The sequence below is a fragment of the Candidatus Bathyarchaeota archaeon A05DMB-5 genome (assembly GCA_019685655.1).
Lineage (GTDB): Archaea > Thermoproteota > Bathyarchaeia > Bathyarchaeales > Bathycorpusculaceae > DSLH01.
In genome coordinates this window covers 40,521-59,864 of record JABFQP010000003.1, presented here as the reverse complement: position 1 = coordinate 59,864, position 19,344 = coordinate 40,521, and the positions used below count along the sequence as shown (strand labels likewise).

At 43.3% G+C, this 19,344-nt stretch carries 20 protein-coding genes; 7 read left to right on the top strand and 13 right to left on the bottom strand.

Annotation, left to right across the window (positions count from 1 at the left end):
• The first annotated feature begins 22 nt into the window (after positions 1-22).
• Entirely contained in the window at positions 23-952 is a 930-nt protein-coding gene (locus HM003_04665; protein ID MBX5328628.1) for a carboxypeptidase regulatory-like domain-containing protein, read from the top strand.
• A 94-nt stretch (positions 953-1,046) separates the two neighbouring features.
• Positions 1,047-1,913, top strand: coding sequence for a hypothetical protein (locus HM003_04660; GenBank protein ID MBX5328627.1), 867 nt, complete (start codon positions 1,047-1,049; stop codon positions 1,911-1,913).
• Here HM003_04660 and HM003_04655 read toward each other — a convergent pair.
• The 10 genes from HM003_04655 to HM003_04610 form a co-directional block, all read right to left on the bottom strand.
• Positions 1,906-2,589 carry a DUF4114 domain-containing protein gene (locus HM003_04655; protein MBX5328626.1) on the bottom strand — a complete coding sequence of 228 codons (684 nt, stop codon included), beginning with the start codon at positions 2,587-2,589 and terminating at the stop codon, positions 1,906-1,908. The genes HM003_04660 and HM003_04655 overlap by 8 nt on opposite strands.
• Before the next feature lie 72 nt (positions 2,590-2,661).
• Positions 2,662-5,253 (bottom strand): hypothetical protein, encoded by a 2,592-nt coding sequence (locus tag HM003_04650; protein MBX5328625.1) that lies wholly within the window; start codon positions 5,251-5,253, stop codon positions 2,662-2,664.
• A gap of 5 nt (positions 5,254-5,258) precedes the next feature.
• Positions 5,259-5,792 carry a signal peptidase I gene (locus tag HM003_04645; GenBank protein ID MBX5328624.1) on the bottom strand — a complete coding sequence of 178 codons (534 nt, stop codon included), beginning with the start codon at positions 5,790-5,792 and terminating at the stop codon, positions 5,259-5,261.
• 19 nt (positions 5,793-5,811) lie between these two features.
• Positions 5,812-6,687: a CPBP family intramembrane metalloprotease gene (locus HM003_04640; GenBank protein ID MBX5328623.1), complete on the bottom strand. Its 876-nt coding sequence runs from the start codon at positions 6,685-6,687 to the stop codon at positions 5,812-5,814.
• Entirely contained in the window at positions 6,687-7,790 is a 1,104-nt protein-coding gene (locus HM003_04635) for a hypothetical protein (protein ID MBX5328622.1), read from the bottom strand. The genes HM003_04640 and HM003_04635 overlap by 1 nt, the downstream gene beginning before the upstream one ends.
• A 37-nt stretch (positions 7,791-7,827) precedes the next feature.
• On the bottom strand, positions 7,828-8,505 hold the full coding sequence (locus HM003_04630; protein ID MBX5328621.1) for a hypothetical protein: 678 nt from the start codon (positions 8,503-8,505) through the stop codon (positions 7,828-7,830).
• A gap of 69 nt (positions 8,506-8,574) precedes the next feature.
• Entirely contained in the window at positions 8,575-9,285 is a 711-nt protein-coding gene (locus HM003_04625; GenBank protein MBX5328620.1) for a hypothetical protein, read from the bottom strand.
• A 3-nt stretch (positions 9,286-9,288) separates the two neighbouring features.
• Positions 9,289-9,918: a hypothetical protein gene (locus HM003_04620; GenBank protein MBX5328619.1), complete on the bottom strand. Its 630-nt coding sequence runs from the start codon at positions 9,916-9,918 to the stop codon at positions 9,289-9,291.
• 102 nt (positions 9,919-10,020) lie between these two features.
• The gene (locus tag HM003_04615) at positions 10,021-10,710 is read right to left on the bottom strand and encodes a hypothetical protein (GenBank protein MBX5328618.1); all 690 of its coding nucleotides are present in this window, start codon (positions 10,708-10,710) and stop codon (positions 10,021-10,023) included.
• 298 nt (positions 10,711-11,008) lie between these two features.
• Positions 11,009-12,649, bottom strand: coding sequence for a hypothetical protein (locus HM003_04610; GenBank protein MBX5328617.1), 1,641 nt, complete (start codon positions 12,647-12,649; stop codon positions 11,009-11,011).
• A 196-nt stretch (positions 12,650-12,845) separates the two neighbouring features.
• On the opposite strand from HM003_04610, the gene HM003_04605 reads away from it, so the two are divergent.
• The 4 genes from HM003_04605 to HM003_04590 all read left to right on the top strand — a co-directional run bounded on the left by HM003_04605 (position 12,846) and on the right by HM003_04590 (position 14,888).
• Positions 12,846-13,304, top strand: a complete 459-nt coding sequence (locus HM003_04605) for a hypothetical protein (protein MBX5328616.1) — start codon at positions 12,846-12,848, stop codon at positions 13,302-13,304.
• Position 13,305: 1 nt separating this feature from the next.
• On the top strand, positions 13,306-14,064 hold the full coding sequence (locus tag HM003_04600; GenBank protein MBX5328615.1) for a hypothetical protein: 759 nt from the start codon (positions 13,306-13,308) through the stop codon (positions 14,062-14,064).
• A gap of 123 nt (positions 14,065-14,187) precedes the next feature.
• Positions 14,188-14,583 carry a hypothetical protein gene (locus HM003_04595; GenBank protein ID MBX5328614.1) on the top strand — a complete coding sequence of 132 codons (396 nt, stop codon included), beginning with the start codon at positions 14,188-14,190 and terminating at the stop codon, positions 14,581-14,583.
• A 104-nt stretch (positions 14,584-14,687) separates the two neighbouring features.
• Complete coding sequence (locus tag HM003_04590) at positions 14,688-14,888, top strand: hypothetical protein (protein MBX5328613.1); 201 nt, start codon at positions 14,688-14,690, stop codon at positions 14,886-14,888.
• Here the strand turns inward: HM003_04590 and HM003_04585 are convergent.
• Both HM003_04585 and HM003_04580 read right to left on the bottom strand, forming a co-directional pair.
• Complete coding sequence (locus tag HM003_04585; protein ID MBX5328612.1) at positions 14,827-15,183, bottom strand: PadR family transcriptional regulator; 357 nt, start codon at positions 15,181-15,183, stop codon at positions 14,827-14,829. The two genes, HM003_04590 and HM003_04585, sit on opposite strands and share 62 nt — an antisense overlap.
• A 92-nt stretch (positions 15,184-15,275) precedes the next feature.
• The gene (locus tag HM003_04580) at positions 15,276-15,545 is read right to left on the bottom strand and encodes a DNA-binding protein (protein MBX5328611.1); all 270 of its coding nucleotides are present in this window, start codon (positions 15,543-15,545) and stop codon (positions 15,276-15,278) included.
• A gap of 374 nt (positions 15,546-15,919) precedes the next feature.
• Here HM003_04580 and HM003_04575 point away from each other — a divergent pair, with 374 nt between their 5' ends.
• Entirely contained in the window at positions 15,920-16,705 is a 786-nt protein-coding gene (locus HM003_04575; protein ID MBX5328610.1) for a hypothetical protein, read from the top strand.
• On the opposite strand, the gene HM003_04570 is transcribed toward HM003_04575, so the two are convergent.
• The gene (locus HM003_04570) at positions 16,702-19,326 is read right to left on the bottom strand and encodes a PKD domain-containing protein (protein MBX5328609.1); all 2,625 of its coding nucleotides are present in this window, start codon (positions 19,324-19,326) and stop codon (positions 16,702-16,704) included. The genes HM003_04575 and HM003_04570 overlap by 4 nt on opposite strands.
• Positions 19,327-19,344 lie beyond the last annotated feature (18 nt).

Genomic DNA, 19,344 nt, shown 5'->3' with positions numbered 1-19,344 from the left:
CACGGGATACTTGGTGTTAGGTTTGATCTATGCACAGGCATCGCCGCCTCATGGATTTGGAATACCGATTCCGCAATTTGTCAAAGACGAACTTAACTTCTGGATAGACTACATCCAGAACGACGTTAACGGCGACGACATGGACGGAGGATCAGGTTATGATAACCCTGACTCGTGGGTTAACATACTCAAGACCGGCACGTTGTTACAGGAGATGGCATTTGTCGGCGACACATTAGCTACTCCAAGAGTACAAGACGCAATAGACTACATCGAAAGACACTGGAATGATTTCGGGTATGATTACTATGGTACTGGTTGGAAAGGAAATCCACTGCCCAATCACAAGCAAGCCATGTACACAACAATGAAGGGGTTTGAAGCCTTCAACATAAACCTATTAGATTTAGACGGGGACAATACGCCAGAACACGATTGGTTCAACGAAATGGCCGATGCATTACTAGCAGAGCAGTTCCCAGCAGGCAATTGGAACTATGATGTCTGGGCTTACGACTATATCTTGCCTACTTGTTGGGCGCTTCTAACATTAGAAAAGGCAGCACCTCCGGTGGCAAAATACGACCTAACAGTCAAAGTAATCGACGCGAACACGTTAGACCCAATTTCTGGTGCGATGGTAACAGCAAATGGACCTGAATATCGTGAAGACTTCACTGGTCTTGACGGAAAAGTGAAGTTCGAAGATCTCTTGGCAGGAGGCTATTCGGTAGGTGCTTCAAAAACAGGCTATGTACCAGCATCAGTGATGGTTGAAGTTTCTGAAGATACAGAAATAACGATTAGGCTTGTGCCAGAAGGCCCGCCTCAACCAGTGGGAGGCTACGAAGTACCACCAAACATACTGACATTGATTGCGCCGTGGATATTCTTAGGATTCGCAATTTCAGTCGGAACAATCGCTGTAGCTAGACGCAAAATGAAATACTAAACTTCCCTCTTTTTCTTTTTTGTTTATGTTAACATTTTTAGGAAAGCACTTGCACTTTACTGACACGGGTTAACCAAAACACAGATGAAAACACATGAAAAGAAGTACTAGAAAAAAGAAGCATGCATGGAAAAAAGTGCTAAGAAGCAAATGGATGGCATTAACAGTCGTTTCAATACTTGCAGGATTGCTAATTTACTATTTCTTCATTCCGAAAGCACCTGCTGTTTATGAAGCAGTACCAAAAACAGCCGCGATAGTTGACCAATTAGCCATTACCCATTCAAACGTCGCATTTGTTACGAGCGTCAACGAAACGTTAACGTCTGCAGGCTTTAGTGTTGACTATTATAATTATTCGGAAGTGACTGTTGATTTTTACAAGCAGTTGCCCTCAAAACGATACAGTCTAATAATCCTACGAGTACATTCTGGCGTAGGTCAATATTCAGGATTAACAAGCCTCTACACGTCAGAACCCCACAGTCAATGGCCACACTACTGGGAACAAATGAACGACGAAGTAGTCGCAGTGGAATATGTCTCAGGCGGTCCAATATACTTTGCAATCACATCCAAATTCGTAAGAAACTCAGACGCTTGCAAAAACTCTATAATAATAATGATGGGATGTGACGGATTAACAGCAACTGATATGGCGAGTGCCTATGTTGAAAAAGGAGCAAAAGCCTATATAAGCTGGAACGGCCCAGTATCTCCCGGACACACAGATACAGCCACGAGCGAGCTCATACGAAACTTGGTCTTAAAAAACCAGACAATAGCAGATGCGGTTAACAACACAATGAACGTGGTGGGTTCCGACCCAAACTATCACAGTCAGCTGGCTTTTTACCCCACAACATCAAGCAATTATACGCTTCTCAACAGCCCCGGCACTGCTGAAAAACCCCACCTCGCATACATTGTTACAGGATACGCGAAAAAACGGATTAAATAAACCGTCTCTTCTTATTTCTAGTCAAACTCATTGACATGCCTAGGGTTGCTATCATCATAATATACAACGCTAAATGACTCTCAGAAACCAAAAAAGGAACCAACACTTCTGTTCCACCAACCGCCGGATCGTTCACTTTCTGAAGAGACAACACTAAATCATTGTAGTCTCTGTCTCCAGCACCATACAAGTTTTCAAAACCAATCAAAAACATGCTAGGGTCATCGAGGTTTATGTAGATCTTTGCATGCTGCTCTCCATCAGGATTCTTTCCCGTTTCAGTGAAATATCTGTGCGGTCCCGGCGAAAGCATTGAAAGACCAAATTGTGCATTTGCAGTAAAAGCTCTGGTGATTGGGGGGTTAATATAGCCAGATCCGCCTTCCAGCCCAGCAAAAATTAGGGTTAGTTCGCCTGTTTCTACGTCATAGCGGCTGAGTTCGTTTTCGTCGCGGTATGCTGCAAATTCAGCATATAAGGTTATGCTGTATGTTCCAGATGGAAAGGTTTCGATGGTGGTTGCTGCTATGTTTGTGAAGCCTAGGTGATTAAAGATTTCTATGAGCGTGGCTTCAGAAGCTTTTGCAGGTTTAATGTAAGCAGCAAAAGTTAAGGCGGTGATAAGTGTCACAACACATATGATTGTGAATCTTTTTGAAGTGGAAAACTTTAGCATTCCCTTCTCCCTTCACCGAAGAAATTGGTATGCACTAATTTATCAGTTCTGGAGGTATCTTCTAGACGTTTTTTATAGATTTATATTAGTCTTATTTGTTAAAGAACGCGTATTCTTGCTCTTTTTCTTCAAATAAAAAGCCACAAGTATAATTGCTAGTGAAAAAGCGCCAACGATTGCGGCAATATAGTAAATCAGCATCAAAAATGGATTGATTTCTGGTGGAGGAGCCCATGTTATTTTTATTGTTTTGGTTGACCAAGCATCCGTTATGGTTGTGATTTTGTTGTTTACATCATAATGCCACTTTGTTCCTTCTGCATAGGAGACATCGTCAATTGTAACGTTCAATGGTTTTTCTCCGAGAATTCTTATGGTTTTTGTTCCGTTGTCAGTGGCTACTATTGTCAACGTGTAGCTTGTGGCGTTGTATTCTAGCGTTGTTATGTTTGCCAAGTCGCTTTCCAATATGACGTGTGATACTTTGGCGATGGGAATGCTTTGATTTTGCATTTTGTAAGTGATTCCGGAAGCGCTTCTAACGCCATACGCTATTGAAAGATAATTGATGTTTGAGAAATCTTTCAAGTTGAAAGTTGCCCATCCGTCATTGTCTGTGGTTGCGTTTTGAGAAGCATAATTTATTATGCCGTTTTGAACAGGAGTGCCATTATAGAATGTGAGTCGGAGGTAAATTTTGGCGTTTGGAAGGTCAATGCCATATTCTGATAGTTTTAATGCCGTGGTTGAAATGTTATAAAGCTCTTGCGAAGAAGCGATTAAAAGTGTGTAGTTGACTTGGGCTTTTTCTCCATCAAAAGTTGTAATGTTAAAGTGGTACGTCCCAGCTTGGATTTGATTAAATTCTATGAGCGCAGAGGAATGATGCTGATTCTTGATTACCGTGCCATTCGGAAATTCCATGTCAATATAATAATTTGTGAAGGGTTCGTCATTTGGTTGCAGAACTTGCAGAGCCGGCGAGTATATGCTAAGGTTCACAGATGGGTCACCGTTTTCTGGATTAAAATTGGTGTTTGGAGGCGTAACGTTAGTTCCTTGCCACATTACATCTTCAATGTGGAAAGTACCGTTTTGAAGGTAATATGCGCCAACAAGTAGCCCTTGCAGAGTTGTTCCGTTGGGACAGTTTAGATTGAAAGTTTGCGGGGGTGCATATAATGGATTTCCGTCGCCGTCTTTGAAAGTGTTTGTGAAAGAGATGTGGTAGACTTTGCATTGGACATTTAATGTTTTGTCGCTGTCCATTGTTACTGCAAATGTGCCATTCACCCAGTTGTCTTGCCATTTCACTTTTACAGTGACGTTGGGCGCGGTTATTTCTGTGAAGTTTGCCCAACCTTCCGAGTTGGTTGTCATTGTGTTGTCGAGCCCATCGTTCATTGTGACTGTAGCTGAGCTTAGTGGTGTGAGCATGTCGTTCATGAAAACTCTTAGGTTGAGTTTTCGTAGGATTCCTGCTTTTAGGCTACAGTATCGTATGTCGAAGACGTATGGTTGCCCGCGAATCCACATGATTCCAATTCTGGAGCCGCCTGTTTGATAGAAGCAGGTTAATGAGTCTTCCCTCATGTTAGGCTCTGTTAGCCATGCGGTGGCGTTTTGGTCCCATGCGCCTTCTATGTGTTTTTTGTAGTATATGATGTCGTTGTCAGCCCAGAAGCAGTAGAAGTCTCCTTTTGTTTGGTCGATTGAAAGCACTGGAAAGGCTGTTTCGCCTATGCCTGTTTCTATTGTTTCCGGTTGGTTCCAGCCGGTTTGGTAGGTTCGGTTGAAGAATAGGATTTTGGTTGTAGTGCTTACGTTTAGGAATGTGAAGTAGACGTTGTTTTCTCGTGCTACTACTGAGTGGGCGAATCTCGTTCTGGGGGGCCAGACGGAAGCTGGAGCGATTAGTTCTTCGTTTTCGAAGGTTGTTCCGTTCCAGAGTCTTCCTCTGATTGCTCCGACGCTCAAGTAAACTGCGTACATTTTTTGTTGTGTTAGTGGGACTATGGAGACTGCCCAGTTGGATACGGACAATGTGGAGAGCTGGTATGGAAATCCGTAGGCTGTTTGCCATGTGCCATTGTTAAACGCGGATTTTGTGCAGTTTGGCCAGCGGTCGCCGTTTGTTCCCCATCTGTAGCCTATCCATGGGTAGCCTTCTGAGTCTACTGTTATGAATGGTTCGTGGAGGGCTATTGGGTCGGCTACTTCTAGGACTATTTGTTCATCTGGTGTGCTCCATGTTATTGTTCCGTCTGGGTTTGGTGTTCCTCTTCTGTATCTTAGGGATTCTGTGGGGATGCCTGTGCTTCTTACGTAATGGACGTAGGCTCCGTCGAACCATGTGGAGAAGACGCCTCCGTCTGGTCCTCCTGGGCATATTGCGGTTTCGGCAGTCCAGGTTATGCCGTCTGTGCTTGTTTTGTATTTTATTTCGGCGTGTGCGTAGAAGGCCCAGTATCTGCCGTTGGCGAAGAAGGTTTTGCGTTGGTAGGCTTCTAGTGTGGTTACGTTTTGTGTGTACTGTGATATTGTTACGGGTGTGGATTGTGCGGAGGCGTGCATGGTTTGGTGTGGGTTTTGTGGGAGTTGAGTTAGTAAGAGTATTGTTAATGTCAAAAGAAGTGTAGCGAGTTTTGTTTTTGGGTTTTTCATTTTGTTTAACCTTTTATGTGTGTTTTGGGTTTGTGTCGGAATTTTCTTTTTTTCTTTTCTGGCCAGATTATCATTGCTATGATGATTACAGTTATGATTGTTATTGGGATTGCTGGGTTTATGACCATGTATCCTATGTAGGGTATTCGGTATAGGACTCGTCCGTGGATGTTTTGTGGGTATACGGTGTATGTGTCTTCTATTTCGTTTGCGTCTCCTTTTGTTTTGAAGGTTAGTGTTCCGTTTGGTAAGGGTTGGATTGTGATTACGCGGTGGACTGTTCTGCCCATGCCTTGTGTTGGTGGGTCGAAGACGATGATGTCGCCGATGTTGATTTCTTCTGGTTTTACGCCTTTTATTATGAGTAGGTCGCCTACTTCGAGTGCTGGGGTCATGCTTCCGCTGTCTATTGCTACAAGCGGCGTGTCTGTGGCGAGGGATAGGCGTAGTCCAACGTATATGAGGATGACAGAAAGAATTACTGCTGTTAGGAAAAGAGCGTCTTTAAGATAGCTCTTTTTCTTGTGCCTTGTTTGCATTGGGGGTTGCGCTTCCGGTTTAGCTTTCTAGTCCGTATTTTTTCTTTATGAAGGCTGGTTCTTTGATTAGGGAGTCGACTGTTAGGATGAGGACGACGTAGCCGATTATTTGGAAGGTGAGGGTTATCCACCATAGTGAGGTTGAAGCGACTAGTGGGTCTGGCCATAGGAAGAAGAGTGTGCCGATTTGGAATGTTATTGGGCCGAGGAGGCTCCAGCCTGTTTTGTAGAAGTAGTAGCCTAGGAATAGGCCTGCGGCGAAGACTGTTAGGATGTTTAGGAAGATGAAGGTTACTAGGCTTTGTGTGGACATGGCGAGGAGGTTTTTGATGGATATTTGGTCGCCTATTCGTGCGATGCAGAACATTATTGATGATGCGTAGAGGGATGTGAAGAATCCGTAGTGTCGGGTTAGGTTTCTGAAGATGTTTCCTCTGAAGATGGCTTCGTATGCTAGGCTGAAGGTTGCTGCGTATGCTATGCCGTAGACTATTCTGTATGCGATTCGTATGGGTGTTAGGAAGTATTCTGTTAGTGAGTAGCCGTCGGCGAGGTTGCCTGTTGACATGACTGCGGTTATGCCGGGGGCTAGGAGCATGAATATGTAGATTATTATGCATGCTATGCTTATTGTGATTGTTTTCTTTGTGTTGATGGTTGTGGGTTTTCTGAAGCCTTCTCTTTTGAATGTTGATTTTCTTAGTATTACGGTTGCTGCGTATATGGCTATGAAGATGCATGGAAAGATTAGGAAGAGCATTATGTCAAATGGGTAGGAGGGTTTTGTTGTTTCTAGTATTTGCCAGTAGACTTGCCATAGGGCGAATACTGCTGTGAAGAGTAGGATTGCTGTTAGTATGTCTGCGGTTCGGGAAGGTTTTGGTTGGGTTGTCATTAGTCTTCCTCTGTTTCAATTGTTTCGTGTTCTTTGGCTGTTTTGAGTTGTGATGGGGTGACGTTGTATTCGTAGCGTGTGTTGGCGTCGAGTAGGTAGAATGTGTGGGTTGGTTCTGTGGTTGGTGGTGTTGGTGGTTTTTGGTAGTGGATTATTGGTTTTGTTAGCATGTCGGCGATTTTTACTAGGTCTTCGAGTGTTTTGATTATGACTGTTGTTTGTCCGCGTGGTGGTGGTTCTTCGGCGGCTTCGATTATTATGTCTTCGTAGGGTTCTCTGAGTTCTTTGATTAGTTCTTCAGCGATGGATGGTGGTGTTGGTGGTTTGGTTTTGAGGTGTAGGAATGTGGAGATTATTAGTCCGCCGATGGCGATTGCGGTTATGCCGTAGGAGGCGAGTTGTTGGGTTTTTGCGTTGTCGTTGGTGATTGTTTGGGTTTCGGTGATTGCGCCGTTTTTTGTGGTTTGGAGGTTTTGGATTTGGATTATGTTTCCTTCTGGTGCTCCGCTTAGGAATGCGATGTTGAGGGTTGCTGTGAATGGTTCGTTTATTGTGCCTGCTGGGGTTTCTGCGGTTAGGATTATGTTTGTTGTTATTGTCATGTTGAAGTTGCCTGTGGATACGCCTATTTCTTCGCTGTTGATTTTGGCGACGAATGCTTGGATGGATTTTACGTCTATTTTGGTGATTTCGGCAGTGATGGTTGTTGTGTCTGAATTGTTGGTTACTGTTTTTTGTGGTATGGTGAAGTTTTGTTTTATCCATCTTGCGGTGACTATGTAGCCTGTTGTTGTGTATTTTATGGTTGTGTTTGCGGTTAGGGTGCTTTCGAATGTGTATGTGAATGTGATGTTGAGGTGTTCGGTTATGAGTATGTAGATTGGTCCGTCGTTGGGTCCTATGGTTGATTTGTTGTCGTATATGTAGTTGGGTTGTTGGAGTTTGGCTGTGTAGTCGTATGTTAGGTCTTGAGTGTAGGTGCATAGGGTTTCGGTTTGGGTTTCTTGTGTTGGGATTTGGAATGCGTATGTGAGGAAGATGAGTGATGCGATTGTGAGTAGGGTGAAAAAGATTAATAATATCTTGGTTTTTTTGCGTGACAATTTTTTTTCCCTTCGTTAGTGGTTTGTTAACCACGTATTAAAGCAAATATATATGCGTTGTGAAGTATAATGTTGCTTGTGTGGGGTCACTTTTCCAGCCTTCCGTTTCTGTCATAGCGGTTGTTGTTGTGGTGGTTTCGTATGTGGGTGGGTTGAAGCGGTATTCTTCTGGGATTTGTTCTCCTTTTAGTGTGTATTCGATGTGGTAGGTTATAGTTAGTTGGTTGTTTTGGTTTAGTTTTTGTCCGGTTGCGGTTTTGATGTTGGGTATTGTGATGAGTAGGGTTTGGGTGGTTGGGTCGTGGTTTATTGTGTACTGGGTTTCGTCGATTGGGATTGTTGTTTCTGTGGTAATTAGTGTTGCTGTGAGTTGTTGTGTCCATTGCCAGTTGTTGGGTATGGTTGTGTTTATTGTTAGTGCGTTTATTGGGGTTTGTGCTGTGTTTGTTATTGTTGTGAGGATTTGTAGTGTTGTTGGGTCTGTGTCGAGGATTGTTTTGTTTTCGCTGTTTACGATTATTGTGATGTCGTTGTTTGGAGCGTTTATGAGTTGAATGTCTGTGGTGATTGTTGGTTTTGGTGTGGTGGCTAGTGTTAGTTGAGTGGTTATTTGGTCGTGGAATGTTCCGTAGGCGATTGTTATTATTGTTATTGTGAGCAGGGGTAATGCTAAAATTAGAAGTGCATGTTTTGAGGGGTTGGTTGTTCTTTTCATTCTTATCACGGTGTTTTGGTGAACTATTGTTTATAAATTATATTCTGGTGGTAAAATGTTTTGTTAGTTTTATGATGGGCTTTCCCATGTGTAGCTGGATATTGTGTTTGGTGGTCCGTCGCACATTGTTGATGTGATTGTTAGGCAGATTTTGAGTTTGAAGCATTTGCAGTAGCAGTTGAAGTCGAAGTTTTTGGGTAGTTTTAGGAATATCCACATTATCATTGTGTTTTTGGTGTGTGGTCCGTAGGCTTCGAGGGTGACTGGTCCTGTGATGTTGCCTGGTGGTGGGGGTGCGACTTGCCAGGGTTGGTTTGGTTTGAGTTTGACCCATGCGTAGACGTTTTGTGGGACGTCTGTTGGTGACCATCCGTATGATTTGCCGTCTATTACTTGTCCGTAGTAGTATTCTTGGTGGATGAAGTATTGCCATACTCCGTTGGGGTCGTAGACGTTGAATGTGGGTCCGTCGATGGATACTGGGACTGATGCGAAGTTTTGGATTTTTAGTCCTATCCAGCAGTACCAGCCTGGGAAGACTTTGGTGCTGATTGAGATTGTTTTGGTTGGCATTTCGCAGTCTGGTGGCCATTTTGTGATTAGGACGTCGCATGGGGCGAGGATTTTGTAACTTATTATTTTTGTGTCGAGGCGTCCGACTTTGAGTTTGTATTGTTTGGTGATTGTGTCGTACCAGTGTGCGGCGCCTACGCTGACTATTGGGATGAGTAGTAAGGGTATGATGAGGAGTGTGAGCATTTTGGTTTTTGGTGTTTGCATTTTTTAGTCCTCCTGTGGGTAGGTTGCGATTATTGCGACTCTGATGGTGAAGCTGGTGCCTGCTAGGTCTGGGCGGTCTTGGGCGTCGAAGTAGAGGTTTTGTTTGTTGTAGACCATTGTGCATGGTATCCATAGGTAGTCTGGGGGCATTGGGGTGTCGTCTGGTGTGTCCCATGTTTGGTCTGGTCCTGGGCCTAGGTAGAATGCGCCTGTGTATTTTATGCGGAATAGGTTGTAGAGATCTTGTTCTGTGCATTGTATCCAGTTGCCTGTTTGTGGGTCTTCGTAGTATAGTGTGTAGTTGACTGTGGCTACCCATGATTCTGTTAGGGCTTTGTTGTGGATTTGGCTGATTAGTGTGAGGTTCCATCCTGGGAATAGGGCTTCGTCTGCGAATGAGATGTCTTTTCCGCCTTCTTCCCATAGGAGTTGGCAGCCGAGTCCGTTGTAGTGTTGTATCCAGACGTTGATGAGTTCGATGTTGTATTCGGCTGCTTGTAGTTCGGCTGTTGTGGTGATTTGGTCTGTCCATGCGGCGTAGCCTAGGCTGCCTAGGATTATGAGCATTAGGGGGATGACTAATAAAATTATTACTTGGATGTTTCGGTTACTGTTATGGTTGGTTCTTTTCAACTTTTCACGTTTCCCAACTTTTTTATTTTTATTTTGTTGTTTAATCCCAAAAAAGGGGAAAATAGATATGGTTTTGCTTGCTTGTTAGCGATTTCTACCCACTTAACTTGGTCCTTGCGTTACAACTGGCCATGTGTAGCTGCTTAGTGGTCCTTCAGGTACGTACTGGAAGAACGGATATAGAACGTCAAGTCTGAACCAGTGACACTGCAATTCTGGATGCTCCTGTCCGATGAAGTGTATATACTGAACAATTTTCACTTCTTCGCAAGGCTTCAGAACGAACGTTGTCGGCTGAACTTGTACCCACTCACCGATATCTTCTTTCCATATGTATGCCTTAGTCCAGTATTGGAAGTAATCCGGTATTGATCCACCTTGTATTGGTGTCCAATCAGGCTCGTCTTTAAGTGGTCCACTGAAGTTGATTTTTGGAATGTCCATTTTGACTGCTAGTGTTCCTTTGTTGTAAACGAACATTTCGAGCGTTAGTTCCCAGCATGGGAATATTGGGTTAGCAAGTATCTGTACACCAACCACTTTCTTTACATCGTCACATGGGTTCGTGCCCCACAAATTGGTAATTTGCAATTCGTCTCCGAAAACTATGCCATCACAGTCAACGTCATAGCTTGTTGTTCCCAAGACGTGCCATTTTGTAACTTCAACGCACACGCATCCAGCCTTCAGCTTGTACTGCTTGTAAATATAGTCATACCAGTGAGCAGCTGCAAATCCTACCATAGGAAGCAGCATAAGCGGCACTAACAAAGCAATAAACTTCTTGTTCATGATTTGTCAACCTCCTCCTTTCTCCATATTTGGGCTATCATCAGGCAAAGCAGCCCCGCGCGCGGACAAAGGCACTTCACCCTTTAACGGGGGCTCCCTGTTAGTCCCCCGGACTCAGCATTAGTTTAACGTGCCGCCGAGCCAAGCACGTAGGTTTCATCCGATGCGGTAGTTTACCCGCATACTATTTCTACCGCCTATCAGTATATAAGACCCTATGGAACAATGGACTAGAACAAAAGAATAGACCAAAAAACCACACTTACACACAAACTTCTCTCAATCACATTCAACAAATTCACATGATTCTCTTGAAAACTTTCCTTTTCCACACGCACAACAAAAACAAAGACAAACCCATGAAAAGCAACACAAACCCAAAAGAAGAAAACTCCCAAACAACGCTATACTTGAAAAAAACACCACCATCATCATTCACCGCCACATTCCCAGCATTATCAAAAGCCACAACCTTAAACTCCACACGCGTACCATCCGCAAAACCAGGAATAAACCCCTCATAATCATTCAAGTAAACATGACTCATACCTACAACAACCCAATCCTCCGCACCTTCAACCCTAAACCACAAACTCACATTACAAACGCCACTACCAAAATCCACAACGCTAACGCTAACAGTAACATTCACAAAAGCCTCAACATCACCCGAAGGCACCCGCACCGGAACCCCAACCAAAGGCGCAACATCATCAACAAAAAACGCCCACAAAACATGCACACCATCCATAACCACACTAACCGGATTCTCACGCCTAACCACACCATCCAACAACCAATAATCAAAAGAAAACCCAACATCCGCAACCGCATGCACAAAAACAACCGAACCCTCAGTAAGATTATAAACCCCCGGCGCAGGCATAGTCGACCCTCCAGCACTAGACCCAACAGTCAACCCATAAACCGCAACATTAAAACGCCTAACCAAAGGATAAAGGTCCACATTACCAGAATTCATAAAATAAGCTGTATCCCAAACTCCAGAAGCATCAATCTCCGTAGCATTCGGATACCGCTCCAAAAAATCACTCCAAAAATTACCGCCAGAAGGAAAACCATCATCCCACACATTCGCAGACGCATCAGAAACATCAAACTGCCAATGATTACCAACAAAATCATTATGAAAAAGGACATTCCCACCCGCAAGCCTCAAAGTCACACCGTACATGCTACTATTCGCCACAACATTCTCTTCAATCACGTTACCCGTAGAATGCGCCACATAAACCCCAAACGAATTATCAGACACAACATTACCCTTAACCACATTACCATCAGAACCCGCATAAAGATAAACACCATAACCATTATCAAAAACACGATTACAACTCAAATTATTACCACTCGACCCGTAAAGCCTAACGCCGTAAATGCCACTGTTATGCGCAACCACATTACCAAAAAACGTGTTATTAGCTGAATTCGAAAACCAAACACCGAACTCGTTCCCAACAACACTATTATTACAAACCAAACAAAAATCAGAAAAATTCAAACTAATCCCACTATAAGGAGTAACTGGACCAACACCACTATTCCGCAAAGTAAAACCACAAACAGTCACATTATCCGCCTCAACCAAAACCACATGCCCACTTCCACCACCATCAACAACCGTACTTTCCCAACCCTCACCAACAAGCGAAACACTCTTATTCACAACAACATTCTCAAAATAAACCCCAGCATACACAAGAACAGTATCACCATTCTCAGCCGCATTAATTGCTTCTTGAATAGAGCCGAAATCGCCACCGACACCCACAGTAATTATTTTAGGGCTTTGGCCAGAAACAAACGTTTTCCACTCAAAGCAGAAGCTAACCCAAACAAGCGAAAAAAGCAACAACAGCAAAAGCACAACACGCTTTATCGTTTTCACGGCATCATCAACATTCCTAACCAAACGCAAATTCTTATCACTTGCGGAATAAACCAATAGAAGCAAGTTATAGAAGAAAATTTCAGAAAATAGTTATCGAACTTAGTTCAAGAGTGTGTTTTGTAGGATTGAGAAAGGACAAGCGTATCGTAAGACGTAATATTTATTACTCTCCATGCTAACTGTATACAACACCAACAAAAATACACAAAAGGGGAAAAACAAAATGCAAAAAACCATCCCCATAACACTCACAACCACATTACTCGCACTCCTCGCCACATCCCTAGCCGCAATCTACCTAACCGTCCCACTAAGCAACACAGGAACAATAGTCGCCCACGGAGTCAAAGTATATCTAGACGACAAAACAACAGAAAGCTACACAATAACATGGGGCGAAATCCGCGTAAACCAAACCCTCGCAAACTACAGATGGATATACAACAACAGCACCGTAACAACCCCAGCAAACCTCACATGGCACCACAACGCACCCGCATACCTCACACTAAAAATGTACCAACAACTACCAAACCAAACATGGCAAGAACTCCAACAAGGACAACAAACAACCATCAACCAAGCACAATGGCTACACGTAAAATTCGAACTCACAACCCAACCAGACGCAATCAACCACCAAGGCGCATTCACATTCAACATATTCATCGAGCTGGCATAAAATGCACAAAACAGCCACACTCACCACAATCTTCCTAATTTTTGCCCTAGCACAAACCAGCTTCCAAACCCAAATAACAAACACAGGAACAATCATAAGCGACACCCCAACCATAATCTTCGAAAACGGCTTCGAAGAAGGAAACTTCTCCGCATGGACCCACGTCCAAGTATTCCAAGGACAATCCTTCACATGCGTCACAGCAACAAACCAAACCACACCGCCACACCACGGCAACTACCAAGCCATAGCAATCATAAACGGCTCACTCCTATCCACATCCGCATACGCCTACAAAGACCTACCCACAACACAAGCAACAATAAGCCTCCGCTTCTACGTCTACCTATCCACATACTACGCACCATGGCAACCACACGAAACCTACCTCGGCACAATAGCCTCAAACGAAAACATACTCTGCCAAATAGGCCTAACAGAAACCAACGCCGAACTCGTCTTCATAGCATACCACTCAGGCTACACAGTCATAATCTACAGCAACCAAAACCTCACAACCAACACATGGCACTGCATAGAAATCCAACGCACACAACACCCAACAAACGGCGAATACCACACATGGCTCGACGGAACAGAACTCACAGAATTCCGCCTAACCAACATAGACACCTCAAGCCACACAGCCAACAGAATCTACATAGCAAACTACCACGGCTGCGCCTACCACCCACCAAACCAAGTAACATTCTACACAGACTGCATAAAAGTCGCAAACACCTACATAGGACCAGAATAAACACGCCAAAAATAGGTCTAAAAACTAGACCAAAAGACTAGACCAAACGTTCTACACACTTTATATGCAAAAACAACAAAATATAACACCCTTCCCTCAAAAACAAAAGAGGGCCAAAACTCCTTGTCCACAAAACTTGAAAAAATAATAGACACACTCAAAGACAACGTATGGCACAACATAGACGAAATCACCCAAAAACTAGAAATTCCAAAAGACAAAGCCCAAAAAATAATCGCCTTCCTAACAGAAGCAGACCTAATACAGCATAACCCCGCAACAAACCAAATAAAACTAAACCAGAACTGGAAAACACTCATAATAAACCAACAAGAACAAAACCCGCAAAACGCTCAAGCACAACAACAAACCACGGCAGTCGGCACAATAATCATTCCACCACAACAAACCCTCCTAATCCAATGCACACGAATAACAAACCTAACAGACACCAGCCTAGAACTAGAAATCCGCATAAACAAAAAAATCAACGAAATAGCCATAAACAAAATCAAATGAAACACAAACCACCACAACCCACATTATTTTCTAGGAAAAAACTCCATTAAAGTTAAATCCAAAAACTCAACTAATACAAATGCTCCACAAAAAAGGAAAACACCATGACAAAAAAAGCAACAATAATAATCACCCTAATAGAAGAAAGCAAACAAAAAACAAACCAACAACTAGAAAAAGAAATATACACGGCACTCACTGAAGGAATCCCAAAAATTCCATGGATGAAAGAAATAGAAAAAGTCAGGGTAACTGACTGTGGTCCACAAAGCCGCCTTGGAAAATCTCTGCCCAAAGCCTCATAAGACTACCATTAAGCCTACTAACAGAGCTAAAAGTATTCAAGCCCCTCTCCGTTAGAGAGAAAACTTTTTTGTTGCCTTCTTGCCTTCCCTGTAACAAACCCTTCCGCTCCATTGTATAAAGACACGAATACGCAGTTCCTGGACTAACCAGAAAGCCATAGCGCTTATGCACATACTTGATTAAGTCATAACCGCCCATGTGCCCACCATTGCCAGTCAAAGCAGAAAAAACAATGAAATCAAAGAAATTGTTGATTACGCGCTTCTCAATTTCTCTAAACAACTCCCGAGGCAACAGTTCCCCCCGCTTAATCTAATTATTTCCAACATTTCCACTTTTAAATCTTATTCAAAATCAGACTAAAACATTAAAAATGAAACACAAAATCAAATAGACAATAAATCATTAGCCTTACGCAAAACCTGAAGCAACTCACGCCCCTTAACAGTAGTCCTATACAAAACCAAACCCTCCGGATTACCCTCCGCACACTCAATCAAACCCGACTCAACCAACTCACGCAAATAACGATTAAACCGCGCAAAATTCAAATTACAACGATACATCAACCGCGTCTTATTCACACCACCCAAAGCCTCACTTAAAATATCACAAATCACTTCCGAACGACTCCTCCTCCGCCTTCTCTCCTCCATACCCTTCTCCACTCTGAATCCGAATCAGAACAGCAAACATCAAATAAATAATTTATGCACACAAACGCTAATAAAACTAACTGCACAAATCTTCTATAAAACAAATCCTCAAACACGCACCTTTCAAAAATCAACAAAAAAGCCCATAAACTTTTCAGTCAAAACCACCCAAAAACAACTACCTCAAAAAAACGCTAATACATTTTTTGTGTAATAGCCATCTAACAAAAAACCTAGGGGTAGGGGCTAAAAAAATACTAAGGTCAGACAACTTTTCAATGCACGTCTCGAAATGTGTGACAATCAACAATCTATTCCTCCAATGTAGAGTGTGAATTCATAATTGATTTTAAAGAGTTAAAGCGTAGCAATTCATGGGCGATTGCATGCGCCAAATACCTACAGGCATTGATGGCTTAGACAAAATGTTAAATGGTGGTTTACCTGCTGGACGCTCCATTCTTCTTATTGGTAATCCAGGCTCTGGAAAAACCATCCTAAGCTTTCAGTTCCTATGTTACGGCGCAACTCATGATGAGCCCGGCTTGTACGTTTCACTTGACGAGGACATAAAACTGCTAAAGGAAGAGTTGGCTGGTTTCAATTGGAACATTAACAAATTGGAAGAAAACCGCAAGTTAGCGCTCATTGACGCTTCCCCGGTAAGGCATATTCCTGGAGAAGTCAAAATTGGCGATTACCAAATTGGCAAGAGAGACTTCAGTCTTTTCAGCCTTCTAGAAATAATCAGAACTCACGCTGAAAAAATAAACGCCAAACGCATAGTCATCGACCCCATTGCCAGTTTAATCCTTCAATATGATGATGCCGCGGAAAGACGAAATGCGACGCTAGATTTGCTTGAGGCTCTCGCAAAACTGGGAACAACCAATCTGATTACCACCGAGCTTAAAGCGTTAACTTTGCAGAGAGAAGTGCTCGTGGAAGAGTTTTTGTCGCATGGAGTCATAGTGCTTCATTCATGGAGAAGCCAATTTCTCGCTCATGGCGGCATACAAATAGAGAAGATGCGCGGCATCGCTCATGACAACCAAATTCGCCCATACAAGATAACCAGCAAAGGCATTGAAGTTTTCGCAGAAGAAGAGCCTCTTGTTGACGTAGACAAGACAGCTTTTGTTCCGCAACGCTCTACCTAAACAAGAAACACTATTCCACGTTTTTCGTCTATTTCGAAATCAATCCATTTATCAGAAGGCTTTCTTCCACGCATCTTCTTAACATGCAACCTACGAACCTTCTTTCCTTTAGCAGTGTCCACATCCAACTCAATCACGCAGTCAACAAACTCCTCAAGACGATTCACCAAACTCGGCTCAATCGTTTCCTTACCCACAGTAAAAACAAAAGTGCCATTTACTCCCTTAATGCGTGCACTACGGTCTTGTAGAAATTCAACAACCTTTGAAGGGTTAACGTGTGTTAAAAGTGGAACAACCGAATCGAAGAAAACTTTCGGCGATTCCCCAGCTTCACCTGTCACTTGCGACATTATTATTCCTAAATCAGCTAACGAAAACGGTTGAGCCAACGAATACTTCTCCTTACTGCTAACTTTCGCTATAGAAGAGAAGCAGTCAATGAACAGAAACTTCTTTTTCTCTTCATAGTCAGAGATGTCAAGATGAAACTTTTTCATGTCTTCTCTAACTTCATTCGGAAAACAATCATAGTTAACGTAAATGCAAGTTTTCCCTTCCTTCAAAAAAGCATACGCCAATTCTTGGCATAACGTGCTCTTTCCAGAACCAGGCATGCCCGTGACCAAAACAGAGAAGGAATCAGGTATGCCTCCATCAGTTATCTCCTTGAAATAGTCAAATCCTCTTGCGTTTTTGCCAGAGTTTCGCTTTTTCCACAAAACTCCTCCAAAAACCAGTATTAAAGGCGGAACAACCAACAGAAACCAAATCCAATTCGTGCTTGGTGGAGCGTAAGCATCATTGCCTTCACTTATCGTTAATGTCTGAACTACTTCTTTGTATCCTCCATTGTTGTCGATTAATGTTAAGGTTACGTTAAAAGTTCCGGAACTAGTGTAAACATGCGTTATCATCAGATTGCTGGTTTCTGTTACGTTGCCGTCACCAAAATTCCAAACATAATTCACTATCACACCATCTGGATCATAACAGCCGGACGCGTCAAAAACCACCACCTCGCCCTTTTTTGGTTGCGCAGGTATTATTGTTATGGACGCTAAAGGCAGACGATTAAGCACAGTTACAAACTGCGTGGTAATGTTTGAGGCTCCATCATTATCTAAGACATTAAGTTTTACAGAGTAAATTCCCGTGTGAGTGTAAGAGTGGTTCACGGTTGCGCCGAAAGCGTTTGTTCCGTCATCGAAATCCCAATAATAACTCTCTATTGTGCCGTCTGGGTCGAAGCTGGCGGTTGCGTTGAATAGTATGGTTTCACCAGTATAGACGATTTGGGCGGATTTTGTGAACTGCGCAATTGGCGGTCTGTTTTGGATTGTGATTGTGCTTTGAAGTGTGCTTTTTAGTCCTTCGTTGTCTGTTAGTGTGAGCGTTACGGTGTATGTTCCGTTTTCAGCGTAGGCGTGGTTTGCAGTTGTGCCCGTGGCGTTTGTGCCGTCGCCAAAGTCCCAGAAGTAGTCGGTTATTGTTCCGTCTGGATCGTAGCTGTTTGTGGCGTTGAATGTTATGTTTTCTTGTGTTAATGGTGTGGTTGGTGAGATTGTGAAGTTTGTAGCGGGCGGAGTCTTAACCACTACGTAGATTTGCTGGTTTTCTGTTGTTGTTCTTCCTGCCAAACTCGTTATGGTCGCGGTTACGGTGAAGTTGTGCACGCCTGAAATGTATGGTGCTGTAACATTGAACTCTATATAGTTCTGCGCCATGGAAGTGTTTGATGCGTATTTTAGGATGTCTTTCGTGAAGTCCCATTTGAGCTTGTCCACGCCGTTCTCGTTATAGTAGGTTACTGCATCGCCGTAGGGGATGTAAGCGGAGCCAGCAATGTATGTCCAGCCCTGCGGCAATGTTATGTTTACTGTAGCGTAGTTTATTCCCTGCGAGTTTCTTGACATTGTTATGGGTATCAGCCTAATGCGTGTTGATAAGCCAGCGATTGCTGTTCTGTCTTCGTTGAAAAGCCATTTGGGATTCGGGTGTGTGTGGTTCTCGTCTGTTGGATTTGTTGTCAAGTTGAAGTCTGCGCGAAATAGTGTTGTGGCGGCGTTGTCGTGCCCGCTGTGAGAAGCATAAAGTGGCGAGGTCAGCCATCGTGTGCCGTCGTAGGCTTGCACACTGTAGGTTGTTGCTATTCCATCATTGTTTACGGAGCACACGGGAACTTCAATCCATGTTATGATGAGAGATTTAGCAGGCACGTTTACTGTTATGCTTCCCGGCGTGTATTCCCAATAAATTGTTTTGTCGTCTGGATTGTATGTTGTTGGTGGCATAGTGAAGTAGCGTGTGTCGTAGCATCGTACGTTTCTGGCTGCGTCGATGATTTTTGCTGTGGCATTATAGTGCCATCTTAAGCCTGTGACTGTTATGGGCGTGGTTGTTGGGTTGTATAGTACGGCTTGGTAGAACCATCCTGACGGGTCGATGTCGTCTAGTCTTGCAAAGCTGGCGGCTTCAGCGTAAACTTGCAGCGTAGTAGCGTCAGCGTTTACGATGGTTGGCGTTTTGGGTTTGAGAATTTGCAGAAAAGCCAAAAACAGGAGTAGGCATAGTATGGTTTTATGTGAATTTTTGTTTTTTGTGGATTTGCTGTTTTTCATGTTTTGTTTTTCCTCTTT

Bases quoted from the DNA above. Each gene is read 5' to 3' on its own strand.
- HM003_04660 (MBX5328627.1), top strand. From the start codon at position 1,047: ATGAAAAGAAGTACTAGAAAAAAGAAGCATGCATGGAAAAAAGTGCTA.
- HM003_04655 (MBX5328626.1), bottom strand. From the start codon at position 2,589: ATGCTAAAGTTTTCCACTTCAAAAAGATTCACAATCATATGTGTTGTG.
- HM003_04650 (MBX5328625.1), bottom strand. From the start codon at position 5,253: ATGAAAAACCCAAAAACAAAACTCGCTACACTTCTTTTGACATTAACA.
- HM003_04645 (MBX5328624.1), bottom strand. From the start codon at position 5,792: ATGCAAACAAGGCACAAGAAAAAGAGCTATCTTAAAGACGCTCTTTTC.
- HM003_04640 (MBX5328623.1), bottom strand. From the start codon at position 6,687: ATGACAACCCAACCAAAACCTTCCCGAACCGCAGACATACTAACAGCA.
- HM003_04630 (MBX5328621.1), bottom strand. From the start codon at position 8,505: ATGAAAAGAACAACCAACCCCTCAAAACATGCACTTCTAATTTTAGCA.
- HM003_04625 (MBX5328620.1), bottom strand. From the start codon at position 9,285: ATGCAAACACCAAAAACCAAAATGCTCACACTCCTCATCATACCCTTA.
- HM003_04615 (MBX5328618.1), bottom strand. From the start codon at position 10,710: ATGAACAAGAAGTTTATTGCTTTGTTAGTGCCGCTTATGCTGCTTCCT.
- HM003_04605 (MBX5328616.1), top strand. From the start codon at position 12,846: ATGCAAAAAACCATCCCCATAACACTCACAACCACATTACTCGCACTC.
- HM003_04600 (MBX5328615.1), top strand. From the start codon at position 13,306: ATGCACAAAACAGCCACACTCACCACAATCTTCCTAATTTTTGCCCTA.
- HM003_04590 (MBX5328613.1), top strand. From the start codon at position 14,688: ATGACAAAAAAAGCAACAATAATAATCACCCTAATAGAAGAAAGCAAA.
- HM003_04580 (MBX5328611.1), bottom strand. From the start codon at position 15,545: ATGGAGGAGAGAAGGCGGAGGAGGAGTCGTTCGGAAGTGATTTGTGAT.
- HM003_04575 (MBX5328610.1), top strand. From the start codon at position 15,920: ATGGGCGATTGCATGCGCCAAATACCTACAGGCATTGATGGCTTAGAC.
- HM003_04570 (MBX5328609.1), bottom strand. From the start codon at position 19,326: ATGAAAAACAGCAAATCCACAAAAAACAAAAATTCACATAAAACCATA.